The organism is Nonomuraea sp. NPDC049625, from assembly GCF_040675285.1.
Classification (GTDB): Bacteria; Actinomycetota; Actinomycetes; order Streptosporangiales; family Streptosporangiaceae; genus Nonomuraea; species Nonomuraea angiospora_A.
Genome location: NZ_JBFAOQ010000040.1, coordinates 24663 through 45812 on the forward strand (window position 1 = coordinate 24663; position 21150 = coordinate 45812).

A 21150-nucleotide genomic window follows, 5' to 3' on the forward strand; every position below is an offset into this window, starting at 1 on the left:
AGTCATGACCGATCTGGATCTCATCGCGGACGTCCTGGTGGCCGGCGGCGGGCCGGCCGGCGCCTGGGCCGCCGTCAAGGCAGCCGAGTCGGGCGCCGACGTCGTCCTGGTCGACAAGGGCTACCTGGGCACGAGCGGTGCTACTGCTGCCGCCGGCACCGGAGTCTGGTACGTCGATCCCGACCCGGCCTCCCGCGAGGCGGCGATGGCCTCCCGGGAGGCCCTGGGCGGGTACCTCGCCGATCGCGCCTGGATGGCCCGGGTCCTGGACCAGACGTACGCGAACATGAACGAGCTGGCCGAGGTGAGCCGCTACCCCTTCCCGGTGGGTGAGGACGGCGGGCAGATCCGGCGCGGCCTGCAGGGCCCGGAGTACATGCGCCGCATGCGCATCCGCGCGCGCCGCTCGGGGGTGCGCGTGCTCGACCACAGCCCTGTCACCGAACTGCTGGTGGACGCGGACGGCGCGGTCGCGGGCGCGGCCGGCCACCGCAGGCAGCACGACCGCTCCTACCGGGTGCGCGCGGGCGCGGTGGTGCTGGCCACCGGCGGCTGCGCCTTCCTCAGCAAGGCGCTCGGCTGTGACGTCAACACCGGCGACGGCGCCCTGTTCGCGGCGGAGACCGGGGCCGAGCTGTCCGGCATGGAGTTCTCCAACGCCTACGCGATCGCTCCGGAGTTCACCTCCGTAACCAAGACCGCCTTCTACTCCTACGCCACCTTCTACCATGCCGACGGCAGCGTCCTGGAGGGTGCGGGCAGCACGCGCGGCCGGTCGGTGATCGCGCGGGCGCTGCTGTCCGAGCGCGTCTTCTGCCGCCTCGACCAGGCGGGGGAGGGGATCAGGCAGGCGATGCGACTGGCTCAGCCCAACTTCTTCCTGCCCTTCGACCGGCAGGGGATCGACCCGTTCACCGAGCTTTTCCCCGTCACGCTCCTGGCGGAGGGGACCGTACGCGGGACCGGCGGGATCCGCCTGACCGGCTACGACTGCGCCACCTCCGTCGCGGGCCTGTACGCCGCCGGCGACGCCGCCACCAGGGAACCGATCTGCGGGGGCTTCACCGGCGGCGGCAGCCACAACGCGGCCTGGGCGATGTCGTCCGGCACCTGGGCAGGGCAGGCCGCGGCCCGTCACGCCCGCGCTCTGGGCGCCCGGAGGGCCACGCGGGCCGTGCGCGGAGCGGGCCGCGCCGGATTGCGACCGACCGGCGGCGACCCGGCCGGGCACCGCGAGATCATCGAGGCGGTCCAGGCCGAGGTGCTGCCGTACGAGAAGAACTACCTGCGCCACGGCGATCGGCTCGCGCCCGCGCTGGCCGCGCTCGACGAGACCTGGAAGCGGGCCAGGCACGGCCTGCGCGCCGACGGCCCCGACGTCGTGCGCGCCCGCTCGGCCGCCGCGATGGCGGCCCACGCCCGGTGGATGTACGCCAGCGCGCTGGCCCGGACCGAGAGCCGCGGCATGCACAAGCGTGCCGACCACCCCGGCTCCGATCCCGCCCAGCACCACCGGCTGATCTCCGGCGGGCTCGACGAGGTCTGGGTGCTGCCGGAGACCGGGTGGCCGCTGGCGGTGGCGTCGTGATCGAGATCGTCCTGCGGGACCGGTGCATCACCTGCGACAAATGCATCGAGGCCTGTCCGACGGACGTGTTCGTGCGCGGGGACGACGGGGTGCCGCTGATCGCGCGGCAGGGCGATTGCCAGACGTGCTTCATGTGCGAGGCGTACTGCCCGGTGGACGCCCTCTACGTGGCCCCGGCCGCGCACCCGCTCCCGGAGCCGCCCGACGTGACGGAACTGGCCGAGCGGGGGCTGCTGGGTGGATACCGCCGGCAGATCGGCTGGGGGCACGGGCGCACCCCGGGCGCCCGGCGCGCGATCGGGCCGGTGCTGCCTGCGACGTCGCAGGTGATCATCTCGTGACGGGGGAGGCGCCGTCACTCGCTGACCCGGGCCGTCATCGGCCCGAGCATCGGCGGCGGGCTGGGGCTCGCGCTCGGATCGGCCGCCGGGCTGGTGCGGCTCGGCGACGACCTCGTCGACCCTCCGGTGCAGATGGCGCGGATGCTGTCGCACCTCGGCCTGGTCCCGCTGCTGCTCATCTAGGTCGGCATCGGGGAGCCGCTGAAGATCTCGCTGGTCGCGCTGGGGGCCTTCTTCCCTGTCTATCTCAACACCTACAGCGGCATCCGCAACATCGACGAGCGGCTGGTGGAGGCGGCGCGGACCTGCGGTCTGCCCGCCGCGGCCCGGCTGCGGCACGTCGTCCTGCCCGGCGCGCTGCCGTCGCTGTTCCTCGGACTGCTCTCCGACCTCGCCCTGCGTACGGCGGAGAGGAGGGCCCTGGCATGGCGGCGCGGCCCCAAGGCGAGCTGAGCCGCGGCACCCCTGCGGCGGCGGAGACGGTGGTCACCGCCACGGGGATCGTGCGCGTGTTCGGCGACGCGGTGGTCCTCGACGGCGTCGATCTGCGGATCCGCCGGGGCGAGGTGGTCGCGCTGCTCGGGGCGAACGGTTCCGGCAAGAGCACGCTGCTGCGCATCCTGGCCGGGCTCGACTCCGAGGCGGACGGCGAGGTGAGCACCACCGGCCGCACCGCGGTGGTGTTCCAGGAACACCGCCTGCTGCCGTGGAAGCGGGTCGCCGACAACATCGCGCTCGGCCTGCGTAGACCGGGCGTCTCCCGGCGTACGGAGGTGGCCCTGGCGGAGGTCGGCCTCGCCGATCAGGGGCGGTCGTGGCCCGCGGAGCTGTCCGGTGGCCAGGCCCAGTGCGTTGCCCCGGCCCGCGCGCTCGTCCGCGAGCCCGACATCCTGCTACTCGACGAGCCCTTCGCCGCCCTGGACGCGCTCAACCGGCTCAGGATGCAGGCGTTGTTCTTCCGCCTGCGCGGCGATCACGGCTTCGCCGCCCTCCTGGTCACCCACGACGTGAACGAGGCGCCGCTGCTCGCCGACCGTACTCTCGTGCTGGAGGACGGGCGCATCGCCGAGGACAGCCCCGTCACGCTTCCCCATCCCCGCGCCCAGGACGACCCCGGTTTCGGCGCCCTACGCCGCCACCTGCTCAGCCGACCCGGCGGCGCGGGCGGCCATGACGCGGCAGGTCACCAACGGGCGTACGGCACGTTCGTCGCATCGTTGCCGGCGGATTTCGACCGCTACCTCGCCGGCGAAGACGCCGATCCCGTCGGCGACGGGGTGGTCTATCGGCAGGCGGCGGTGTGGCTGTCCGACGACGAATTCGCCGCGATGATCGAGGAAACAGAGAAGGCGGTCGTCACACGCATCGGCCGCACTGGGGGTCAGGGCCGCACACGTCGCATTGTCAGCCTCGTCGTCGTGCCGGACAAGCACGCAGGGCCGCCCGCCGACGGCGAGAGTGTCGCTGAGTGAACTGATCCAGGGCAGGTGACTGCGGGCGCGGCCGCGGTCACCTGGCGGGCTCGGCCACCGGCGACGAACCAGGCAGGGTGAGGCGCCGGTGGCGGAGCGGTCAGTAGCGGCTGAATGGGCCCCACTCCTTGACGGCGTATGCCTCGGCACGCCGCTCGATCTCCAGGGCCGATCGGCCGCTGAAGTGGGCGGGCAGGACCAAGGTGGTGGTGTCGGCGGCCCAGTCGAGCAGGCGGCGCCGGGTGGCACGGGCCTGGGCCGGGTCCTCGCAGAAGCAGCTGTCGTGGCCGGGGTGGTGCAGCTGCAAGGGGGTGTGGATGATGTCGCCGGCGAACAGGGCCCGGTCGCCGCCGGACTCCAGCTTGATCACGGCGTGGCCGGGTGTGTGCCCGGGCGCCGCCTCCAGGTGCAGGTTCCCGTCGATGGTGTACGTGTCCTCCCAGAGGCGTATCTGTCCGGCGGCGTGCACCGGGGCGATGCTGTCCTCGAAGGCGTACTCGTTGACGCTGCCGGGGATGCCGGGATTGTTGGCCGGGTTCCAGTGGTGGAAGTCGATGGCCGGCATCAGGTAGGTGGCGTTCGGGAAGGTCGGCACCCACTCGCCGCCGGCCAGGCGGGTGTTCCAGCCGACGTGGTCGAGGTGCAGGTGGGTGTTGACGACCAGGTCGACGTCCTCCGGCTGGACTCCGGCCGTGGCGAGCCGGCCGAGGTAGTCCAGCTGTTGCCGGTGCCAGGGTTCGACAGCGGGGCGGTTCTTGTCGTTGCCGATGCCGGTGTCGATCAGGATGGTACGGCCCTCGCTGCGCAGCAGCCAGGTCTGCATGGCGACGTGCACCATGTCGTCGTCGGCGCCGAGGTGGTCTGGAACGAGCAGGTCGCGATGCGCTTGCCAGGCTTCGTCCGGCATGGTCGGGAAGAACGCCAGGGTGGGCATGATCGGGCCGTGTGTCTCCTCGATGCGGGTGACGGTGACGTCGCCGAGCTTGATGTCGTGCATGGTGTGCGTCTCCAAGGGTCAGCGGCGCGGCAGGGTGGCCAGCACCAGGTTGGGGTCGGTGGCGGTGGTGTAGGCGGCGCTGAGCACGTAGACGGTACGGCCGCGTACGGCCACCGAGGTCGGGTTCTGCAGTCCGGCGGCGGTCGTCAGGAGTGTCTTCGCGCGGCCGTCCGCATCGATTCGGACGACCTTGTTCGGCGCGTTGAGGGTCGCGATGACCTGGTTGTCGCCGGTTCCGGCGAAGGCTATGTCGTCGATGCCGGCCAGCCCGGCGGCCTTGACCCGGACGGCTCCGGGACGGCCTCGGTTGATCGGGATCCGCAACAGGGTGCCGCGGTCGAGGTTGGTGGCCCAAACTGCGCCATGACGCACCTTGATGCCGTTGGCGCCGAGGAATGAGGTGGCGGAGAGTTCTCGCGCCGAGGACCAGACCTGGGCGGGGCCGCCGTTCAGGGGCACGGTGGTGATGGTGCCGTGCACTGAGTCGGTGAGGTAGAAGGTCTTCGCCGGCTCGTCATAGGCCAGGCCGTTGGGCAGCCCGGTGGCCGGCAGCGCGGCGATGCGTCGCGGCTCCTGCCCGGGAGGCAGCCGGTAGAGGCCGGTGGTCGCGGCGTCGCCGCTGGCGTACAGGAAGTACAGCGTGCCGTCGGCGGTGCGCACGATGCCGGTGGTGAGCGCGAACCCGAGGGCCGGCGTGTCGGCGCCGCCGTCGGCGGGCGCGGGGAGGGTCGCCAGGATCCGGGTGGCGCCGGTCGGGCTGATCGCGGCGACCTGGCGGGCGGTCGCGAAGGTGACGTAGGCCGTGCCGTCCGGGCCCAGCGCGATGTTCTCCGGCAGTTGGCCCTTCGCCAGGTCGAAGTGCACCGCGATCCGTGACGTCACCGGCGGCGCAGCCGACGGGCGAGCCTGCGCGGTCGAGGGGGACGATGCGGTGGTGATCGTCGCCGCGTTCGACGGCGGTACGGTCACCAGACCGATCCCGGCTGCCACGGCGGCGACCGCGAGGGTGAGCGTTATGTTGCGCATTGCTGGTCCTTTTCCGAATGACTTCGCGAACGAATGGCTTCGCGAACGAGGGTTCGCGGGCGTGCGACATCGGGCGCTCTTTCCGGAGCACCTGGGGAAGCGTGGGGAAGGAGTCAGCCGGTCATGTCCGCGCCGGCGCGTCGGGCCGAGGGTCCTGGGCGATGGAGGCACGCCCGGTGACCGCGCTGTGGACGAGCAGCGTCATCGCGGAGTGTGAGGGCGACTCCGGTTCGGTGGTGGCGACGACCACCGCCTGCTCGTCGGCGGTCCGCAGCGTCTGCTGGGTCACCTGCATGGTGCCCACCAGCGGGTGCCGCATCTCGTAGACCGCGTCGCCGCCGGCCTTGACCCGGTGGTCGGCCCACATCGTGGCGAACTCCGGGCTCTTGACCGTCAGCTCCCCGAGCAGCGCGGCCAGCAGCGGGTCGTCCGGGTACCACCCGGAGGCCATCCGCAGGGTCGCCACCACGGCACGTGCCTTGGCGGTCCAGTCGGCGTACAGGTCACGGGTGTGTGCGTCCAGGAACACCAGGCATGCCATGTTGGGCCGCTGCCGCGGTGTGTCCGGAGCGCCCGGGGCCAGATGGCCGGCGTACAAGGCGTGTCCCGGCGTGTTCCACGCCAGCACGTCGCTGCGCCGGCCGAGCACCACCACGGGCACGTCGCCCAGCGTCGCGATCAGCTGACGCGTCGCCGGGCTGACCCGTTCGGGCGCTGGCCGGCGCCTGGCGCCCCGGCGGCGGCTGCCGGTGGCCAGTTCGTGCAGGTGCCGGCGTTCCGCGTCGTCCAGGTTCAGCGCCCCGGCCAGCGCGTCCAGCACCTCAGGAGACGCGTTGGACGCCTGACCCTGCTCCAGCCGCGAGTAGTACGACACGCTCACCCCGGCCAGCAGCGCCAGCTCCTCCCGGCGCAACCCGGGGACCCGGCGCCGGCCACCGTAGGTGGCGACCCCCACATCCTCGGGCCGGAGCTGGGAACGCCTTGACTGAAGGAACTCCCCGAGCTGTCGTCTCGTGTTCATGGCTCACAGTATTCGTGGCCGGTTCGCAACCCAGCCACACCCTCCCGGGGATAGGCACGGCAGAACTCTCGTGGCCGCACTACAGATTGCCTGCACACCGTGGGCCCCGTCGCCGAGCCGGCCGTTCTCTTCGGTCTCAACGGCCTGTATGACCTTCCCGAGCCAGTGAATGGGCTGGGTGCATCGCACGTACACGGTGAACCGGTGGCCGTCGCGGGCCGGCACGTCCCGCCACGGCGCCCCGGTCCGGATCCGCCATCGGATCCCGTCGATCAACTGCCGCCTGCTCCACTTCGGACATCCCTTGCCCGATGCGGCAGGCAGATGCGGCTCCAGCGCCGCCCACTGCGCGTCAGTGAGGTCGTGCCGCCTCGTCACCACCACGCTGGCCACGAGGTCTCCGGTATTTCGTTCTTCTTGGTCGTTGAACCAACTACCGGAGACCTCTTCGTTCAACGATCACCGACACGCCTCACACACGTGATCTTTCCAAACACGGCCTAGCCGAGCGGGAGAGCGCCGCCCAGGCCGAGGCGGACCGGCTGCACGTCACCCGCGAGATGACCGGCGACCCGGCGGAAGCCACCCTGGGGCGGCGAGGGCTGCCGCCATCGCGTGGGCCGGCCTGCCAAGGCTCGAGACTGAGAGCTGAGCAGGGCCGGTCTTGGCGAAGGGGGAGTGCGGGTATGCGAACTCGCGGAGCCCCCACCGTGCTTGCGCCCGTATCCGCTGTCGCCTCGGCCGCCGAAGGGCAGCGCGGGGTTCATCGAGAACACGAGGGCGTCGTTGATGCTGGTCATTCCGACGAGGAGGCGGCGGGCGATGTCTTCGCCGTGGTGGCGCTGTGTTCTGCAGAACGGCCCTAGACGGCATTGGTGGCGGCTTCGTCCAGGTCGGCGACCTCGGCCACGATGACGGCGTCGTTGCTCCCGAGTTCGGGCAGCATGGGGGTTCAGGGTCCGCGCGCATTGGGTGGCCACACGAGCGGATCGGCCGGCGCGCCCGCTACCAGCTGACCCTCGACCTGCCCGTAGGCGACCCCGGCGGGGCCTGGCTCTCGGTGCGCCATCTGGTCGCCCTCTTCGCCGCCCCGGCAGCCCCCGCTGAGGAATCCGGCTCTCTCTGCTCCCTCTAACCGGTCGCCGGCACACGGGTGCTCGTCACACTTGCGTGTCCGCCTGGAGATCGGTCAGGCGGCGGGCCAGGTCGTCGCGTTCGCGGGTGATCTGGGCGAGCCGGTCGGGCCGGCTCAGGACGCCACCGTCACAACGGCGTGCCCCTTCAACTGCCACGCGGACGTTTGGTCGGTCGATCGTCAGGTGGTTCATGCGGCGCTGATCGTGGCCTGGAGCGCGGCGTGGAGCGGGGTGGCGGTCAGGCCGAAGGTGTTCTCGAAGGCTGAGGAGTCGACGATGAAGGGACGGTCGAACTGGTAGCGGGTTTCTTTCAGTTCGCGGATGACGGGGTTGGTCAGTTCGAGGGCGAGCAAGATCGGCGCCGGGGGACGGTTGAGGCGTGGTGCGGGCGCCGCAGCGAGTGCGCACAGCTGCTCGGCCAGTGCGCGGGCCGACAGCGCGGGGTTGGTGGGGGTGTGCCAGGCGCGGCCCCAGGCGCGTTCGTCGGTGGCGGCGATGGCCATGGCGGCGGCGACGTCGGGCAGGTAGGTCCAGGAATGGGGCTGGTCGGGGTCGCCGAGGAAGGACGTGCGCTTACCGGCGAGCAGCGAAGGCACAAAACGCGTGCCGACGGGGGTCTGGTCGCTGGCGCCGGGCCCGAAGTAGTCGGAGCTGCGGATCTCGGTGACGCGGGCGCGGCCGACCTGGTGCGCGGCCAATGCGTCGGTCCACATCCGGGCGCGGACGCGGCCTTTGGTACCGGTGGCGGCGAGAGGGAGGTCCTCGGTCATCGGCCCGGTGACGGGTCCGTAGGCGTAGAGGTTGCCGGCGGTGACGAGTACCGCGCCGGTGTCCTGGGCGGCGGCCAGTAACGCGGCGGCCAGTGAGGGCCAGTCCTGGGCCCAGCGGGTGTAGGCGGGGCCGGCGCAGTTGTGCAGGGCGTCGGCGCCCTTGACGAGTTGGGTGAGCCGGTCGCGGTCGGTGAGGTCAGCCGCGATGACCTCGACGCCGGCGGGGCCGTTGCCGGACCTGGTGATCACGGTGACCTCGTGGCCCTGGGCGAGAAGGTGCGCGGCGAGGTGCTTGCCGACCTGTCCGGCTCCAGCGATGACGTGCCTGCCCATGGTGTCTCCTTCATTTGATACTGGTGCTTCCTTGCGAGAGCAATGCTCTCTCATCGGGCTTCGAAATTCAAGAGCACTGCTCTCATATCGGTTCCCTGATCTGATCGACGGGGTCGGGCCGCGCATGACCAACTCGTCGAGGGCTGTGCTGTCGCGGCGCCAGGTTGAACCGCTCCGGGATCGGTGAAGACTCTGGGATGCCTCGGGTTGAGTGGAGGGCAAGGAAGCGCCTGAGCTGCAACCCCGTGGTTACACCGGCTATGGCGAGATGAGGTGCGGGCTGGCATCCGCCTTCGCGGCGGCAGGCGCATGCCAGTGGTTCAGGGGACATGCCGGTGGACGAGAGGGGTTGCGTCCGTAGCCCCTGGGAGTCGCAGAAGGTCAGATCGGCGGTGTCCACTGTGAGGCGTTGCCGACCGGTATTGATCAACGTGTCGATGGCAGGCGGGATGAGACCCGAGGAAGAGACGTCAAGTTCGCCATGCAGGGTCAGCGGCTGTATGTGGAGTGATGAACCAGGTTTACCGTGAGGACGGTCATAGCGGGCTTCCGATCCGCAGTGAGAGAGAAATCGTCATAGGCATGCAAGTCGCGTACCACCGAGCAACCAACCAAGATCAACAACGTGATCCGAGGCCGGCGAGAAATACCAGGTCGAAACGCGGTATTGAAGAGTAGGGCGGGCGGGAGTTGAACCCACGACCCAGGGATTATGAGTCAGTTCGATTGGTGTCACTCAATGTCGCCAAGTGCTGTTTTGCGGCGCTGACTCCGGAATTCTCTCCCTTGTTGTGTCGGCCCGTGCCAATGCGTGCCGGGCTGTATTGCGTGCACGCGAGCAACCACCGAGCAACCATGCGTTCTTGATCATCGGCATTATGTGTCGATAAATCCCTTTCCTCGCCGCGGCTGCATGGACCCGGCTTCGATGGGGAGGCTCGAGCTTCACGGCCGATCGAACCCCGTACGAGCAGCCGTTGCCCAACAGATTTGCGTCCACGAATCGGCATGAGCGGTGCTGATGATCCGCTTGCGGATGGCGTTCCTGCTTTGAGCATCCGAATCGGCGCGCGGATTGCCCCCGCCTATGCGTGGGGTCCTGCTGCTCCAGGTTGCCGCGTACCTGGAGCAGGCCATGCCATGGGAGCAACCTCCGACGAACTCGGTGCTGACATGCTGCTTCACTTGGCGCCATATCCGAGGCCGGCATGCGCTCTGGGTGCTACAGCAGTCGTTCGCTTCGGGCTGCTGCTTCTTCTCGGGTCGCGGTGAGGAATGCTTCGCGGAGTTGTTGCCGTGCATTCTCGACGTTTGCGGGGGCGGGGCGTTGGGGGTCGGCGTGGTGCTGGTAGAGGCGCCAGCAGGTGTGGATGCCGTGGAGCAGGTTGTCGAGGAGGTCGGGGGCGGGCCTGGCGGGGTCGAGCGAGGTGAGGGGCAGGTGGATGGTGTCGGGGCTGAGGTCGATTCCGGGGTGGTCGGTGTGCGCCTTGCTGATGAGTTCCTGGGCGGCCATGATGCGGTGTTGGACTTCGAGGATGCCGCGCAGGTGGCCGTCGGCGATGTGGAGGGCGTTGCGGATGAGGGGCATGACCACGTGCCGGGTTCGGGCGCCGGCGTTCATGGCTGTGGTGATGTCGGTGAGGCTTTCGAGGGCGAGGGGTTTGTCGTACTGCTCGGCGCTGGCGACCACCTGGATCGGGTGCATGCCGGTGTGCTGGGCGGTGATGGTGACGGCGGCGTAGAACCAGTGGGCGGCGGCGATGGCGGCCGCGGTGGGATCCACCTGTGTGAAGAGGTCCTGGCTGCCGAAGGGGTTGTCGTGCAGTAGGCGGTCGGCTTGGGAGATCTGCAGGGGTGAGGGGTCTTCGCGGCTGAGGGCGACGGCTTGCTGGGCGCGGTCGGACAGGTCGCCGCGTTCGGCTTGTTCGATGGCGGCCAGTTCGGCGGCGATGTCGGTGGTGACGTGCGTGGTGAGTTGAGAGGTGCCGAGCACGCGCAGGGCGCGGGCGACGGCGTGAGCGGCTTGCTCGACTTTGGTGCCGATCGGCTGGTCGGTGGTTCGCGTGGTGGCGGTCAGGGTGGGGAGGATCGTGGTGAAGCCGTCCCGTTCCTGTTGCCGGTGCCAGCCGAGGCTGTGAGGGCTGTGCCGGTCGGCGGAGCTGGCGGGGTGCGTGTAGGAGCGCCAGCAGAGGTGCGACAGGCGGGTCAGCTCGGCGGCGAGTCGGCGGGTGTTCTGGTGGAGCTGGTCGTGGGTCAGCCGGGCCACGACGATGGCGGTGTCGCCGATGCCGGTGCTCCACTGCGCGAGAAGCGTGTTGTGGGCACGGTTGATGGCATACCGAGTCACGAAGACCTCTTCAGGGAAAGGGGGAGGACAAGAGAAGAAGAGCTCTGCTCGGGGCAGTTTCTGGCCATGCCCAGGATGCTGGATCTGCCGCTCACGTGACGCCTTTTTGACGTTGTTGCGAGTGCCTGATCAGCGCTTTTGGTCAGAGACGCGGCATAATTCCTTCTTCTGTGCCGGTACGACGCGGCGTGGCGCGGCACCGTCGGCTTCTGGGCGCGGCGATGGCATACCGCTTGGTGCGGACGGGTGTACCTCCCGCTTCAGAAGTCGCCGCGGGGCGCTCGACCTGCAGGGCGTGAGACCTGATGCGGCGGGCCTGCCGACGATCCGGCGGCACGACCTATGCCACGGAGCAGTCACGAAAGCGTTGGCGTCGCGTACCGAGCTCAAGGTGGTGCAGGGCACGCTGAGGCATGCCGGCATCGTGCTGACCGCCGACACTCACGTCTCGGTGCTGCCGCACCTGTATCACGACACTGCCCGGATGGCCGTGCGGTTGGTGCTGAAGGCGGGCGACCAACCGGAAGGTCGGCGAGGCGCGGACGGGGGCGTGATTCACATGCGGCTCACCGTGACTAACGATCAGATGACGCGATCACAGGACGCGGAGGACGAGATCGGATGCCCTCTCAAAGCTCGACTGTATCCGATGGCGTGGGCAGGAGGCTTTGGATGAGCAAAGCGAGCCGCCGGCGCCCTGCGTCTGCGCCTGCCGATAATTACATCCGTCCTGGTCATGGCCCTGCGAGGCTTCGCGTGGCGGCGCGAGCTCCGGCCATCCAGGAGACGGAACCAAGTGCGGCATGATGATCGGCCGTGCTCCTTCGCCTGGCCTACCTCACCGTCACGAACACCGTCCTGCGATGGCACCGCGATCTGATGAAACGGGGTCATGCCCGTACCTGCCGGCCGAAGCGGCCTGGGCGCCCGCCCACGGTCCGCCCCATCCGCGCTCTCGTCCTGCGCCTGGTCCGGGAGAACCCCGGCTGGGGCTACCGGCGGGTCCACGGAGAGCTCACCACGCTCGGCATCAAGGTCGCATCGTCCACGGTGTGGGAGATCCTTAAGCACGAAGGTGTTGATCCGGCGCCGGAGCGGGCGTCCAGCACGTGGGCCGACTTCCTGCGCTCCCAAGCAGACGCTCTGCTGGCCTGCGATTTCATCGAGACCGTCACGCTTAGCGGCCAGCGCCAGTACATTCTGGCTGTCATCGAGCACGCCACTCGGCGTGTCCGCGTGCTGGGCACCACCGCTCACCCGAGCGGGAACCAGGTGATCCAGGCGTTCAAGAATCTTGTGATGGATCTGGAGGATGCGGGCTGCCGGGCGCGCTTTCTGGTCCGAGACAGGGATGGAAGTTCCCCGCCCCAATGGACGAGATCCTCGCCGACGCAGGTATCCAGACCATACTCACCGGTATCCGGATGCCGTGAATGAACTCGATCACGGAGCGATGACGAACTCCTGGACCGCTGCCTGCTCTGGAACGAACACCACCTACGGCACGCCCTACGCGAGTACGAACGATTCTGCAACCAGCACCGCGCCCACCAAACCCTGGCCCAAGCCGCCCCGCTGCGTCCCGTCCCGGACCCGATCACGCACCCCGAGCGAATCACCGACCTGAACATACGCCGACGAGACCGGCTTGGCGGCATCCTCCACGAGTACTCACATACAGGTTGACGTGCACGGATGGCATTTTCGGCAGGCGCAGAGCGCCAGGCCGTGGTAGCCGTCCTCGCCCGCGGCAACGAAGAACGTGGCGCCCGCCGCTCCGCCGAGCGCGACGGTGGGTCCCTTCGCCTGACAGTGATCCGCGCGCCGCCGGACAGCCGCGCCTCGTCGGCGGGATAGGCTGCACGCTCGGCCCCGGTCACCTCGGTGAGGTCGAACCTGCCCCGCGTGATGTCGCTGCCGGGCAGCCGGTTCGAGACCAGCTCATACTCGTATCCAGCCAGTGAGCGCGAGGCCGAACCTTTGGTCCTGGGTGGGATCGCAGCTGGTGGCCAACGCGTCTTTGTGGAGTCTGCTGAGTCGGAGGTTGTTTGTGGATTAGTTCGTCATCACGATGATCGTGGGGTCACGTCTGCGGTAGTCCTGGCTGCCGTGATCGGTGGCTTCGGCGGCGTTTCACCAGATCGGCATGCCGGCGCAATACCCTCCGAGGCGAGCGATCAACCGGAGCCCGACAATGGTGAGCTGTAGGTATCAGCCGCAGAGCTGCGGACGATACCAGTGATCCGCCCATACAGGGTTTGCGCATCCACAGGCCGGATCGGTGCCGATCCCCGCCGCCGCGTGGTACGGCACGACGCGGCGGTAACCGGCGGGCGGCCACCGCGAACACCTCCAATTCCTTGCCCGCCACCACGAACCGCGTTCGATGGGGCACGGTCACTGAGGTGAACGACCGGCTTTCCGCGGGCTCTGTGCGGGTTTCGTACAGGCTTTCCGACCCCGGGGCGGGCCAGTCCGCGCGCCCCGAGATCATACCTGCGTGCTCCTGCCGGCTCGGGAGATCGAACCGGCCATCCGAACGTCACCCGGACGTCTTGTGCCGTCCGGCCAGCATGAGTGACGGGCTCCGGCGAGGGCGACCGGTGACCGAATCAGCTACGTGTCCACTTCTGGTTGTTCCCGCCGTTACAGGCCCAGAGGATCACCTGCGTTCCGTTCGCGGTTCCGGCGGCGTTGGCGTCGAGGCATAGGCCGGGCTGCGGGGCGGTGACGGTGCCGTCCGCGTTGAGATTCCACTGCTGGTTGGGCTGCCCGGTGCAGTCCCAGATGATCGCTTTGGTGCCGTTCGCGGTTCCGGCCTCCAGACACTTGGTTCCGTACACCTGCAACTGCTTGCCCGAGGTGTAGGTCCACTGCTGGTTGGTCCCGCCGTTGCAGTCCCACAACGCCACCTGCGTGCCGTTCGTCTGCGACAGGGCCGGCACGTCCAGGCAGCGGCCGGCGTTGACGTTGCGCAACGTCGATCCATCGCCCGGGCTGCCGGAGCCGGCAACGACCTTGAGGTTGTCGAACTGGGCGGTCTCGCCCTGGCTGGTGCCGTAACCGACTTGACCGGCCGAGAAGGTGGAGTCGCTCACTGTTCTGATCACGGTGCCGTCGATGGTGGCGGTGATGGTGCTTCCGGAAAAGCCAAGGGCGAGGCTGTGCCAGCGGCCGGTGCCGAGTGCGGCGGTGGTGCCGCCGGCGATCGTGGTGAAGGTGCAGCCGGTGTTGTTCCGCAGGATCGACCAGGCGCCGGTGTCGCTGACCCGCAGGTAGTAGGCGTTCAGCCCGCATGGCTTGAGGTCCTCGGTGCCGGCCCGGCCGATCAGCTCGGCATAACCGGGCTTTTCCAGCAGTACGTCGGAGGAGACCGTGTAGTTGTTCCAGGCGGTGTTGCCGAGCTGCGCGTACGGCGTGGCGTTCTCCTTCCACAGGATCGGCTGTTGCGGGGTCGCCTGCCGCACGCAGGTGCCGGTCCGGCCGCCGCCGCAAGGCGCTGCCTCGAAGGCCCCTTGCATGGCCATGAGGTATTCGGGCTCCCTGCCCGTGGCGTAGCCCTCGAAGTCGTCGGTGTAGGGCAGGCTCAGGGATCCCTGCGGTGGGCTGACGGCGCTGCCCTTGCCCTGCCCGGCGGTGGTGGTGATCGAGTACAGGTACCCCGGTTGGACGGTCAGGGAGAAGTTCCCGCCGGAGGGGGTGAGGTCGGCGGTGTGCTGGAAGATATCCGCGGAGTTGCTGGAGTTGAGGTTGGTGGCCCACACGTGTACCTGTCCGGTCGACAGGCCGCCAGTGACGGTGAAGTTCAGCGTCTGGGCCGCGGTGGCGTCCATCGTCTCGATGATGGTGCTGTAGTCGTGGTTGTTCGGCGACTTCAGCGACACGTAGCTGCCGTTGTTGCGGTTGCCGCCGATGTAGCCGCTGGAGGTGTCCAGGTACTTCCAGCCGGGGGCGGTGAACTGTCCCGTGTGGGCCATGGCCCACAGGTTCTTGCCGGCCGAGTACCAGCCCGACCATGGCTGGTTGGCGACCATCAGCCCCACCGTCGACCAGGGGATGTTCGGTGTGATCGCGGCGAGCAGGTTCCAGTGCAGGTAGCCGGTCCACTTGCCGTCGATGTAGCCGCGGTTGACGCCGCGGGCGATCGCCTTGGCTCCACCGTTGTAGTCCTGTGAGCCGTTCTCGCCCGCCCACAACTGCTTGCCGGAGTTGAGGAAGTTGGCCGGGGTCGGGCATGAGCTCTGTGGTCCGAGGTAGCCGCACGGGTAATGGGCGGTGAACACGTCGACCGCGTTGCGGAAGGCCGGGTTGCCGGCCGCCTGGTCGGCTCCGACCCAGCCTGGATACTGGTCACCCATGATGAGCTTGACGTTGCCGTAGCCGTTGGCGTTGAGCGCGTTGCGGACGTTGATGGTGAAGTTGACGTCCCACTTTCGCTCGTTCTGCACCGGGGTGAGGTAGTCGATGGTCAGGTTGTGCTGCTTGGCGCAGCTGAGCCAGGACAGGTAGTAGTCGATCATGTCCTGGGACAGGAACGTCCCGTTGCCGATCCAGCCCGGTGCGCCCCAGGCCAGGCCCACCAGCTTGATGCCGGGGTTACGGGCTTTGGCCTGCTCCATGATCCACCACTCGTACCCGCGGTCGCAGTTGAGGTCGCCGCGGAAGTGGGCGTGGCTGGCCTCCGCTCCGCTGGTGGAGTTGGTGTCGCCGCCGATCTCGACCTTCAGGATCTGCAGGCTCGCGCCGTACCCGGGCTTGAACAGGTAGTCGAGGATCTGTGAGCGCTGCGGCTCGGGATAGTCGATCAGCAGGCGGCTGTTGCCGCCACCGCCGCTGACCGCGCCGACGCCGTCGAGCGTACGGCCGCCCGACGCTCCGTTGATCGTGATCGAGGTGGCGGCCTGGGCGGGTACGGTGACCGCGGTCAGCACGCTGCCCGAGGCCAGAACGGCTCCGGCCGTCACGACCGCCGCGGCGCGCAGGCGCCGGAGCAATCGTCTGACTCTTGACACGGCGGGTTCTCCCTTCGGGGACTGGTGTCGGGGACGACCCGGCCTCCGGGTCGGGTCGTCCCCGAGCGGATGGGGTCGCCGCCAGGAGACGACCCCGAGGCCGGACTGTGGAGATCGGCGCGGGAGACGGAGGCCGGGCCACCCGGACCTCGGCGAGCCGTACTCCCGCGTCCGCGGTCACAGTCCGATGCTCCGGTTGCCGAGGCGCTTGGCCGCGGTGGCGGGGCTGCCGCCGACCGACGCGAAAGGCAGGGACGTGGTGGGCGCCGAGGCCCGCTGGATCAGGTACGGAGTGCCGGCCTGCGCGGGGATGGTGATGGTGGCGCCGGTCTGGTTCGTCAGCACGGTGGCACCGCTGCCGTTCACGACTGTGACGTTCTGGCCGGGCCAGGGGTTGCGGACGGTGATGTCCCCGCTCGCTCCCGCCTCGACGGCGACGGTGACCAGGGTGCCGTTGCGGATCTGGACGTGGGCCTTGCCCTTGTGCTGGATGTACACGGTCCCGTCGGCGTCCCATCCGGTCGGCCAGCCGGGGGCGACGCGCAGCGTGCCGTCGTAGTCCTGGACCAGGCCTTCGGTGACCGCCGCGGCGGTGACCCCCAACTCCTCCAGGTACGGGTTGGTCAGCTTGGTGGCATCCCAGCTCGCGAACCCGTTGGGGAAGACCTGATATTTGTTGATGTTGGCGATCAGGGCGGTCCGCATCTCGTTGCCCAGGCCGAGCCGCGCCGCGTGCAGCGCGTCGAAGCTCCAGTCGGTCTGAGTGATGTAGCTGCGGTGGCTGAAGGTGCGCTTGGCCAGGTCGGACTGGTTGCCGCTGTCACCGATGAGGTTGTACGGCCACACCGGCTCCAGGCCGAGGTTCTCCACGTTGTGCTTGGCCGCGGTCGGCTGCGCGGACAGGGCGAGCATGTTGTTCCCGGCGGCGTCGGAGGACGGGCCGAGCACCTGGGTCTGCCCGAAATCGGTTCTGGGCAGCGGCCGGATCTTCGGGATCGCCGTCCGGAGCCTGGTGACGAGGTCGGCGTCGATGCCGAGCGTCTGGGCCGCCGACACCGCCACCGGGAACAGCGCCTGCATCGCGGCCACGTCGGTGATCGGGTCATCCACGGACCATTGCGTCTCGTGCGCGTTGGAGTGGGTGTGCAGCAGGCCGTCGGAGCCGGTTCTGGCGTGCGACAGCAGGAACTTCGCCGAATCCCGGATGATCGGGTAGTTCGCCGACAGGAACGCGCGGTCGTCGGTGGCGAGGTACGTCTGCCAGACCCACAGGCCGATCTCGGCGCCGGAGGTTACGGTTTGCGAGTTGTAGGAGGGGGCGATGGCCGAGTCACAGGACTCGTTGCCCGCGTACCAGGTGCCGTTGCCGTTGAACCGCATGGTCTCCGGCACGCAGATGCCCTCATGACCCGGATAGCGCGCGCTCGTCCAGGCCGCGATGTTGCTCAGGTTGTTCCGATAGAGGGTGAACATCGGCGTGTTCAGCGAGAAGGCACCGGCCGACAGGTTGGCCTGGATCATCATTCGCAGGTTCCAGAACCAGTACCCGGCCGGATACCAGGGCTGGGTGTCCTGGCCGACGTTGAACAGGTTGGCCTCACCGGCCTGGGTGCCCGGGTAGGTGTCGCGGTTGCTCGCCGAGATGCTGTACAGGTACAGCGTCCGCATGTTCTCGAAGTACTCGCCCGACCCGTCGCTGGACGTGATCTTGATCAGGCCGACCGAGCTCCAGTAGTCGTGCCACCAGGACAGGGTGCCGGCGGCCAGGTCGGCGGAGCCCCGGGTCAGATCTCCGCCCAGCAGGGTGGTCGCCGTCGTCAGCGCGTTGCCGCCCTTCCAGCCGGGGGAGACCACGATGACCCGGAACGACCCGTCGCTGTTGGGCTGGAAGCTCACCTGCGCGGTCCGCGAGTCGGGGTTGGCGGCGCGCACGTTGCGCCCGCCGGCGCTGACGCCCGCCATGGTGCCGAACGTCTGGCCGGAGGCGCCGCCCCCGCAGCAGTCGGTCCAGCTCTCCGACAGCGTCGCCACCGAGCCCGACGCCTCGGCCCTGGGGTTGCGCGGGCTCCACAGCTTCACCTGCGCCGTCTGGGAACTGTTGGGGTCGGCCCCGGTGACGTCCACCACCAGTTGGGAGGTGTCGGCCCGCACATAGGCCTTCAGGGTCATCCCGCCACCCGACTCGTACAGCGTTCCGTCGTACAGATCCAGGTATCCCTTGAAGTCGGCGGCCCCGGCGAGCTTGCTCAGGCCGGGGATGACGACCTGGCCGGGTGACTTGCGGTCGGGGAAGGTGTCGTTGCGGTTCAGTTGCGCGGTGAAGCCGTTCGCTCCCCACGCCGCGGCTCCCAGCGTGCCGTTGCCGAGCGGCGCGAACTGGCTGGCGGTGGTGTTGGCCCGGCTGAACACGATGCTGGACCGGCGGACCACGTTGGGCGTGTCCACCACGAACTTCCCGTTCTGCCAGGCCGTTGACGTGCCGGTCGGCGGCACCGACGGGGTCGGCGAGGGAGTGGTGGTGACGGTACCGGTGCAGGTGGTGCCGTTGAGGGCGAAGGTCGCAGGGACGGGGTTGGCGGTGTTGTTCCAGGTGGCGTTGAACCCGAAGCTCGCGTTGCCGCCACTGGGGATACCGCCGTTGTAGCCGGCGTCGCTCACGGTCACCTGCGCGCCCGACTGGGTGTAGGAGCCGTTCCAGAGCTGGGTGATGGTCTGTCCGGCGGTGTACGACCAGGTCAGCTTCCAGCCGTTGACCGGATCGCCCAGGTTGTCGATCGTCACGTTGGCGCCGAAACCGCCTTGCCACTGGTTGGTCACCGTGTAAGTGACCCGGCAACCCTCAGCGGCGTGGGCGGAGCCGGCTGTCGCGAGCCCGAGGGCGCCGAGCGCCGCGGCCGTCGCGGCCGCGAGCCAGCGCCGATGTCGGCTGAAGCGCACTGAGTTCTCCTTAGGGATGGGTGGATCGCCGAGGTGCCGGCCCCGCGAGGCCGCATCGTCGGGTGCGGGGCTCGGTCATCCCGGTGGCTGGTTCACCTGACCGACTCACCTGTAGCCGGCGGCGACGATGTTGGCCTGGACCGCGTTCTCGGTGGCGTCGGTCGGATAGCCGGAGGTCATCACGCCTTCGTAGAAGGTGCCGGCGGCGCCGTGGCTGTTGTCGCCGCCGATGCCGAGGATGATGGCCCCTTCCTTCTTCATCGGGTTGTAGCCCGGAACGTTGGGACGTGGCCCGTTGTAGAAGGTGGACAGGTTGCCCGATTGGGCGTTGCCGCCGCGGATCGACCAGTGGTTCGGCTCGCCCTTGATGATGGCGGTCAGGTAACGGTGGCTGATGGTGGGGTCGTTGGCGTTGTACTTCTGGTTCACGCCGGAGAACAGGCCGTTCTCGAGGTCGGCCATGATCCAGGGGCCGTTGCCGGCGCCGTAGCCCCAGACCTTGATGTTGCCGAAGTAGATGGCCTCCATGGTGCCGTTGCCGTTGTCGCGGCTGTTGGTCTCGGCGTTGCCGTAGTCGAAGCAGCAGCCGCCGTTGTAGTGGGTGCCGTCGAAGATGGCGTACATGCCCTCGGGCTGGTCTCCCTTGGCGATGCCGTTGGTGGTGTTGTTGCGGTAGCCGACGCCGGGATCGACGTAGACGCCGTAGGCTTTGCGGCCGTAGACGGTGGTCGGTGCCTTGGTGGCGTTGGCGAGGTTGTCGTATCCGCCCGGGGCCGGGCCGGGGAACCCGCCGGGAGGTGCTTGGGTGAGGCGGTTGTTGCGACCTGACTGGTCGTAGATGATGGTGATGAGGCAGGTCGTGCCGGCGCAGAACGAATCCTGCGTGGCGGCGTCGGCGCCCCCGCCCGCGCTCAGCACCCCGATGTCCCGGGTGGTGTTGTCGGAGGAACGGCGTACCTGGTAGAGCGGGCCGTTGTAGGAGGCGTACAGGGCACGGGTGGTGCTGTGCGCCGCCACGCACGGTGTACCGCCTGCGGCGTAGATGTCACACGGCTGCCTCGACGAGGGCGGCGGCGTGACCGGGGGAGTGGGGGTGGAGACGTCGCCGGTGCAGGTGACGCCGTTGAGGGCGAAGCTCGTCGGCACCGGGTTGGAGCCGTTCCAGCTCCCGTTGAACCCGAAGCTGGTGCTGCCGCCGCTGGGGATGCTGCCGTTGTAGCTGACGTTGGACACCGTCACCTGGGCGCCGGACTGGGTGTAGGTGCCGTTCCACAGCTGGGTGATGGTCTGACCGGCGGGGAACGCCCAGGTCAGCTTCCAGCCGTTGATCGGGTCGCCCAGGTTGTTAACGCTCACATTGGCGCCGAAGCCTCCGGACCACTGGTTGGTCACCGTGTAGCTGACCTCGCATCCGGCTGCGGCCGCCGATGCTACATGTGTCGCGGCGACACCGACACCGGCCGTCGACAGTGCAGCGATGGCCGCGACCGAGAGTGCCACTCGTCGGCGCAAAGTGCTGATTTGTCGCATGCCTGCTTACCTTCCTTGAGATGGCGTTCGGTCATGGGCTCGTGCAGGTGACACCGGTGGGGGCGGTCGAGCCGTTGCCGTTGGCGGTGAAGCCGAAGGTGGTCGTCCCGTTGGCGGCGATGGTGCCGTTGTAGGGGGTGTTCTTGACGGTGACCGTGCCGGTGGTGCCGGTGTTCACGCCGTTCCAGAGGCTGGTGATGGTCTGGCCGCCGGCCAGCGTCAGCTTCACGGTCCAGCCGTCGAGTGCGGACGGCCCGTTGTTGGTGACGGTCGCCTCGCTCTGGAAGCCGGTGCCCCAGTCGTTGATCAGCCGGTACGTCGCCGTGCACCCGCTCGGCGTGGGCGTGGGGGTGGGCGTCGGCGTGGGGGTGGGCGTCGGTGTCGGGGTGGTGCTGCCGCTGACCCGGTAGACGACGGTGCCGTGCGAGGGCACGGCGGCCGAGATGGTGCCGGTGCTGGTGCCGGCGGTGTTCGTCCAGGTGTCGCGCAGGGTGAACGAATCGCCCGTCAGGCCGATCGCGGACGCGGTGGTGCTGATCGTGGTGGTGCTGCCGCCCTGGTTGAACAGGGCGACCGCGACGTCGCCGTTGCCGAGCTTCTTGGCCAGCACGCGCCGGGTTCCGTCGTTGCTGACCTGGCG

The 21150-nt window shown here is 69.0% G+C and carries 18 protein-coding genes; 6 read left to right on the plus strand and 12 right to left on the minus strand.

What is annotated here, in order from left to right; translation table 11 throughout:
* The first annotated feature begins 4 nt into the window (after positions 1-4).
* The 4 genes from AB0J87_RS63390 to AB0J87_RS63405 all read left to right on the plus strand — a co-directional run bounded on the left by AB0J87_RS63390 (position 5) and on the right by AB0J87_RS63405 (position 3401).
* Positions 5-1588: an FAD-binding protein gene (locus tag AB0J87_RS63390; RefSeq protein ID WP_363985587.1), complete on the plus strand. Its 1584-nt coding sequence runs from the start codon at positions 5-7 to the stop codon at positions 1586-1588.
* Positions 1585-1929 (plus strand): ferredoxin family protein, encoded by a 345-nt coding sequence (locus AB0J87_RS63395; protein ID WP_363985589.1) that lies wholly within the window; start codon positions 1585-1587, stop codon positions 1927-1929. The genes AB0J87_RS63390 and AB0J87_RS63395 overlap by 4 nt, the downstream gene beginning before the upstream one ends.
* A gap of 213 nt (positions 1930-2142) precedes the next feature.
* On the plus strand, positions 2143-2382 hold the full coding sequence (locus AB0J87_RS63400; RefSeq protein WP_363985621.1) for an ABC transporter permease subunit: 240 nt from the start codon (positions 2143-2145) through the stop codon (positions 2380-2382).
* Complete coding sequence (locus AB0J87_RS63405) at positions 2355-3401, plus strand: ABC transporter ATP-binding protein (protein WP_363985591.1); 1047 nt, start codon at positions 2355-2357, stop codon at positions 3399-3401. Before AB0J87_RS63400 ends, AB0J87_RS63405 begins: the two co-directional genes overlap by 28 nt.
* Positions 3402-3501: 100 nt before the next feature.
* On the opposite strand, the gene AB0J87_RS63410 is transcribed toward AB0J87_RS63405, so the two are convergent.
* The 8 genes from AB0J87_RS63410 to AB0J87_RS63445 all read right to left on the minus strand — a co-directional run bounded on the left by AB0J87_RS63410 (position 3502) and on the right by AB0J87_RS63445 (position 11031).
* Complete coding sequence (locus AB0J87_RS63410) at positions 3502-4398, minus strand: MBL fold metallo-hydrolase (RefSeq protein WP_363985593.1); 897 nt, start codon at positions 4396-4398, stop codon at positions 3502-3504.
* Positions 4399-4416: 18 nt separating this feature from the next.
* Entirely contained in the window at positions 4417-5424 is a 1008-nt protein-coding gene (locus AB0J87_RS63415) for a hypothetical protein (protein WP_363985595.1), read from the minus strand.
* Between the two features lie 121 nt (positions 5425-5545).
* Complete coding sequence (locus AB0J87_RS63420) at positions 5546-6445, minus strand: helix-turn-helix transcriptional regulator (RefSeq protein WP_363985597.1); 900 nt, start codon at positions 6443-6445, stop codon at positions 5546-5548.
* Positions 6446-6448: 3 nt separating this feature from the next.
* Positions 6449-6838: a transposase gene (locus AB0J87_RS63425; protein ID WP_363985623.1), complete on the minus strand. Its 390-nt coding sequence runs from the start codon at positions 6836-6838 to the stop codon at positions 6449-6451.
* A 107-nt stretch (positions 6839-6945) separates the two neighbouring features.
* Positions 6946-7245 carry a hypothetical protein gene (locus tag AB0J87_RS63430; protein WP_363985599.1) on the minus strand — a complete coding sequence of 100 codons (300 nt, stop codon included), beginning with the start codon at positions 7243-7245 and terminating at the stop codon, positions 6946-6948.
* A 360-nt stretch (positions 7246-7605) separates the two neighbouring features.
* Positions 7606-7773 (minus strand): hypothetical protein, encoded by a 168-nt coding sequence (locus tag AB0J87_RS63435; protein ID WP_363985601.1) that lies wholly within the window; start codon positions 7771-7773, stop codon positions 7606-7608.
* The gene (locus AB0J87_RS63440; RefSeq protein WP_363985603.1) at positions 7770-8684 is read right to left on the minus strand and encodes an NAD-dependent epimerase/dehydratase family protein; all 915 of its coding nucleotides are present in this window, start codon (positions 8682-8684) and stop codon (positions 7770-7772) included. Before AB0J87_RS63440 ends, AB0J87_RS63435 begins: the two co-directional genes overlap by 4 nt.
* Positions 8685-9906: 1222 nt before the next feature.
* Entirely contained in the window at positions 9907-11031 is a 1125-nt protein-coding gene (locus AB0J87_RS63445) for a hypothetical protein (RefSeq protein ID WP_363985605.1), read from the minus strand.
* Between the two features lie 295 nt (positions 11032-11326).
* On the opposite strand from AB0J87_RS63445, the gene AB0J87_RS63450 reads away from it, so the two are divergent.
* Complete coding sequence (locus tag AB0J87_RS63450; protein WP_363985607.1) at positions 11327-11707, plus strand: hypothetical protein; 381 nt, start codon at positions 11327-11329, stop codon at positions 11705-11707.
* Between the two features lie 140 nt (positions 11708-11847).
* A complete protein-coding gene (locus tag AB0J87_RS63455) occupies positions 11848-12468 on the plus strand; it encodes a helix-turn-helix domain-containing protein (RefSeq protein WP_363985609.1) in 621 nt (206 codons plus the stop codon).
* A gap of 1175 nt (positions 12469-13643) precedes the next feature.
* On the opposite strand, the gene AB0J87_RS63460 is transcribed toward AB0J87_RS63455, so the two are convergent.
* The 4 genes from AB0J87_RS63460 to AB0J87_RS63475 all read right to left on the minus strand — a co-directional run.
* Entirely contained in the window at positions 13644-16043 is a 2400-nt protein-coding gene (locus AB0J87_RS63460; protein WP_363985611.1) for a ricin-type beta-trefoil lectin domain protein, read from the minus strand.
* A gap of 177 nt (positions 16044-16220) precedes the next feature.
* A complete protein-coding gene (locus AB0J87_RS63465) occupies positions 16221-18980 on the minus strand; it encodes a cellulose-binding domain-containing protein (protein ID WP_363985613.1) in 2760 nt (919 codons plus the stop codon).
* Between the two features lie 105 nt (positions 18981-19085).
* On the minus strand, positions 19086-20510 hold the full coding sequence (locus AB0J87_RS63470; RefSeq protein ID WP_363985615.1) for an arabinofuranosidase catalytic domain-containing protein: 1425 nt from the start codon (positions 20508-20510) through the stop codon (positions 19086-19088).
* A 31-nt stretch (positions 20511-20541) separates the two neighbouring features.
* Positions 20542-21150, minus strand: a 609-nt coding sequence (locus AB0J87_RS63475) for a cellulose binding domain-containing protein (RefSeq protein WP_363985617.1), incomplete at its 5' end; no start/stop codon positions are given.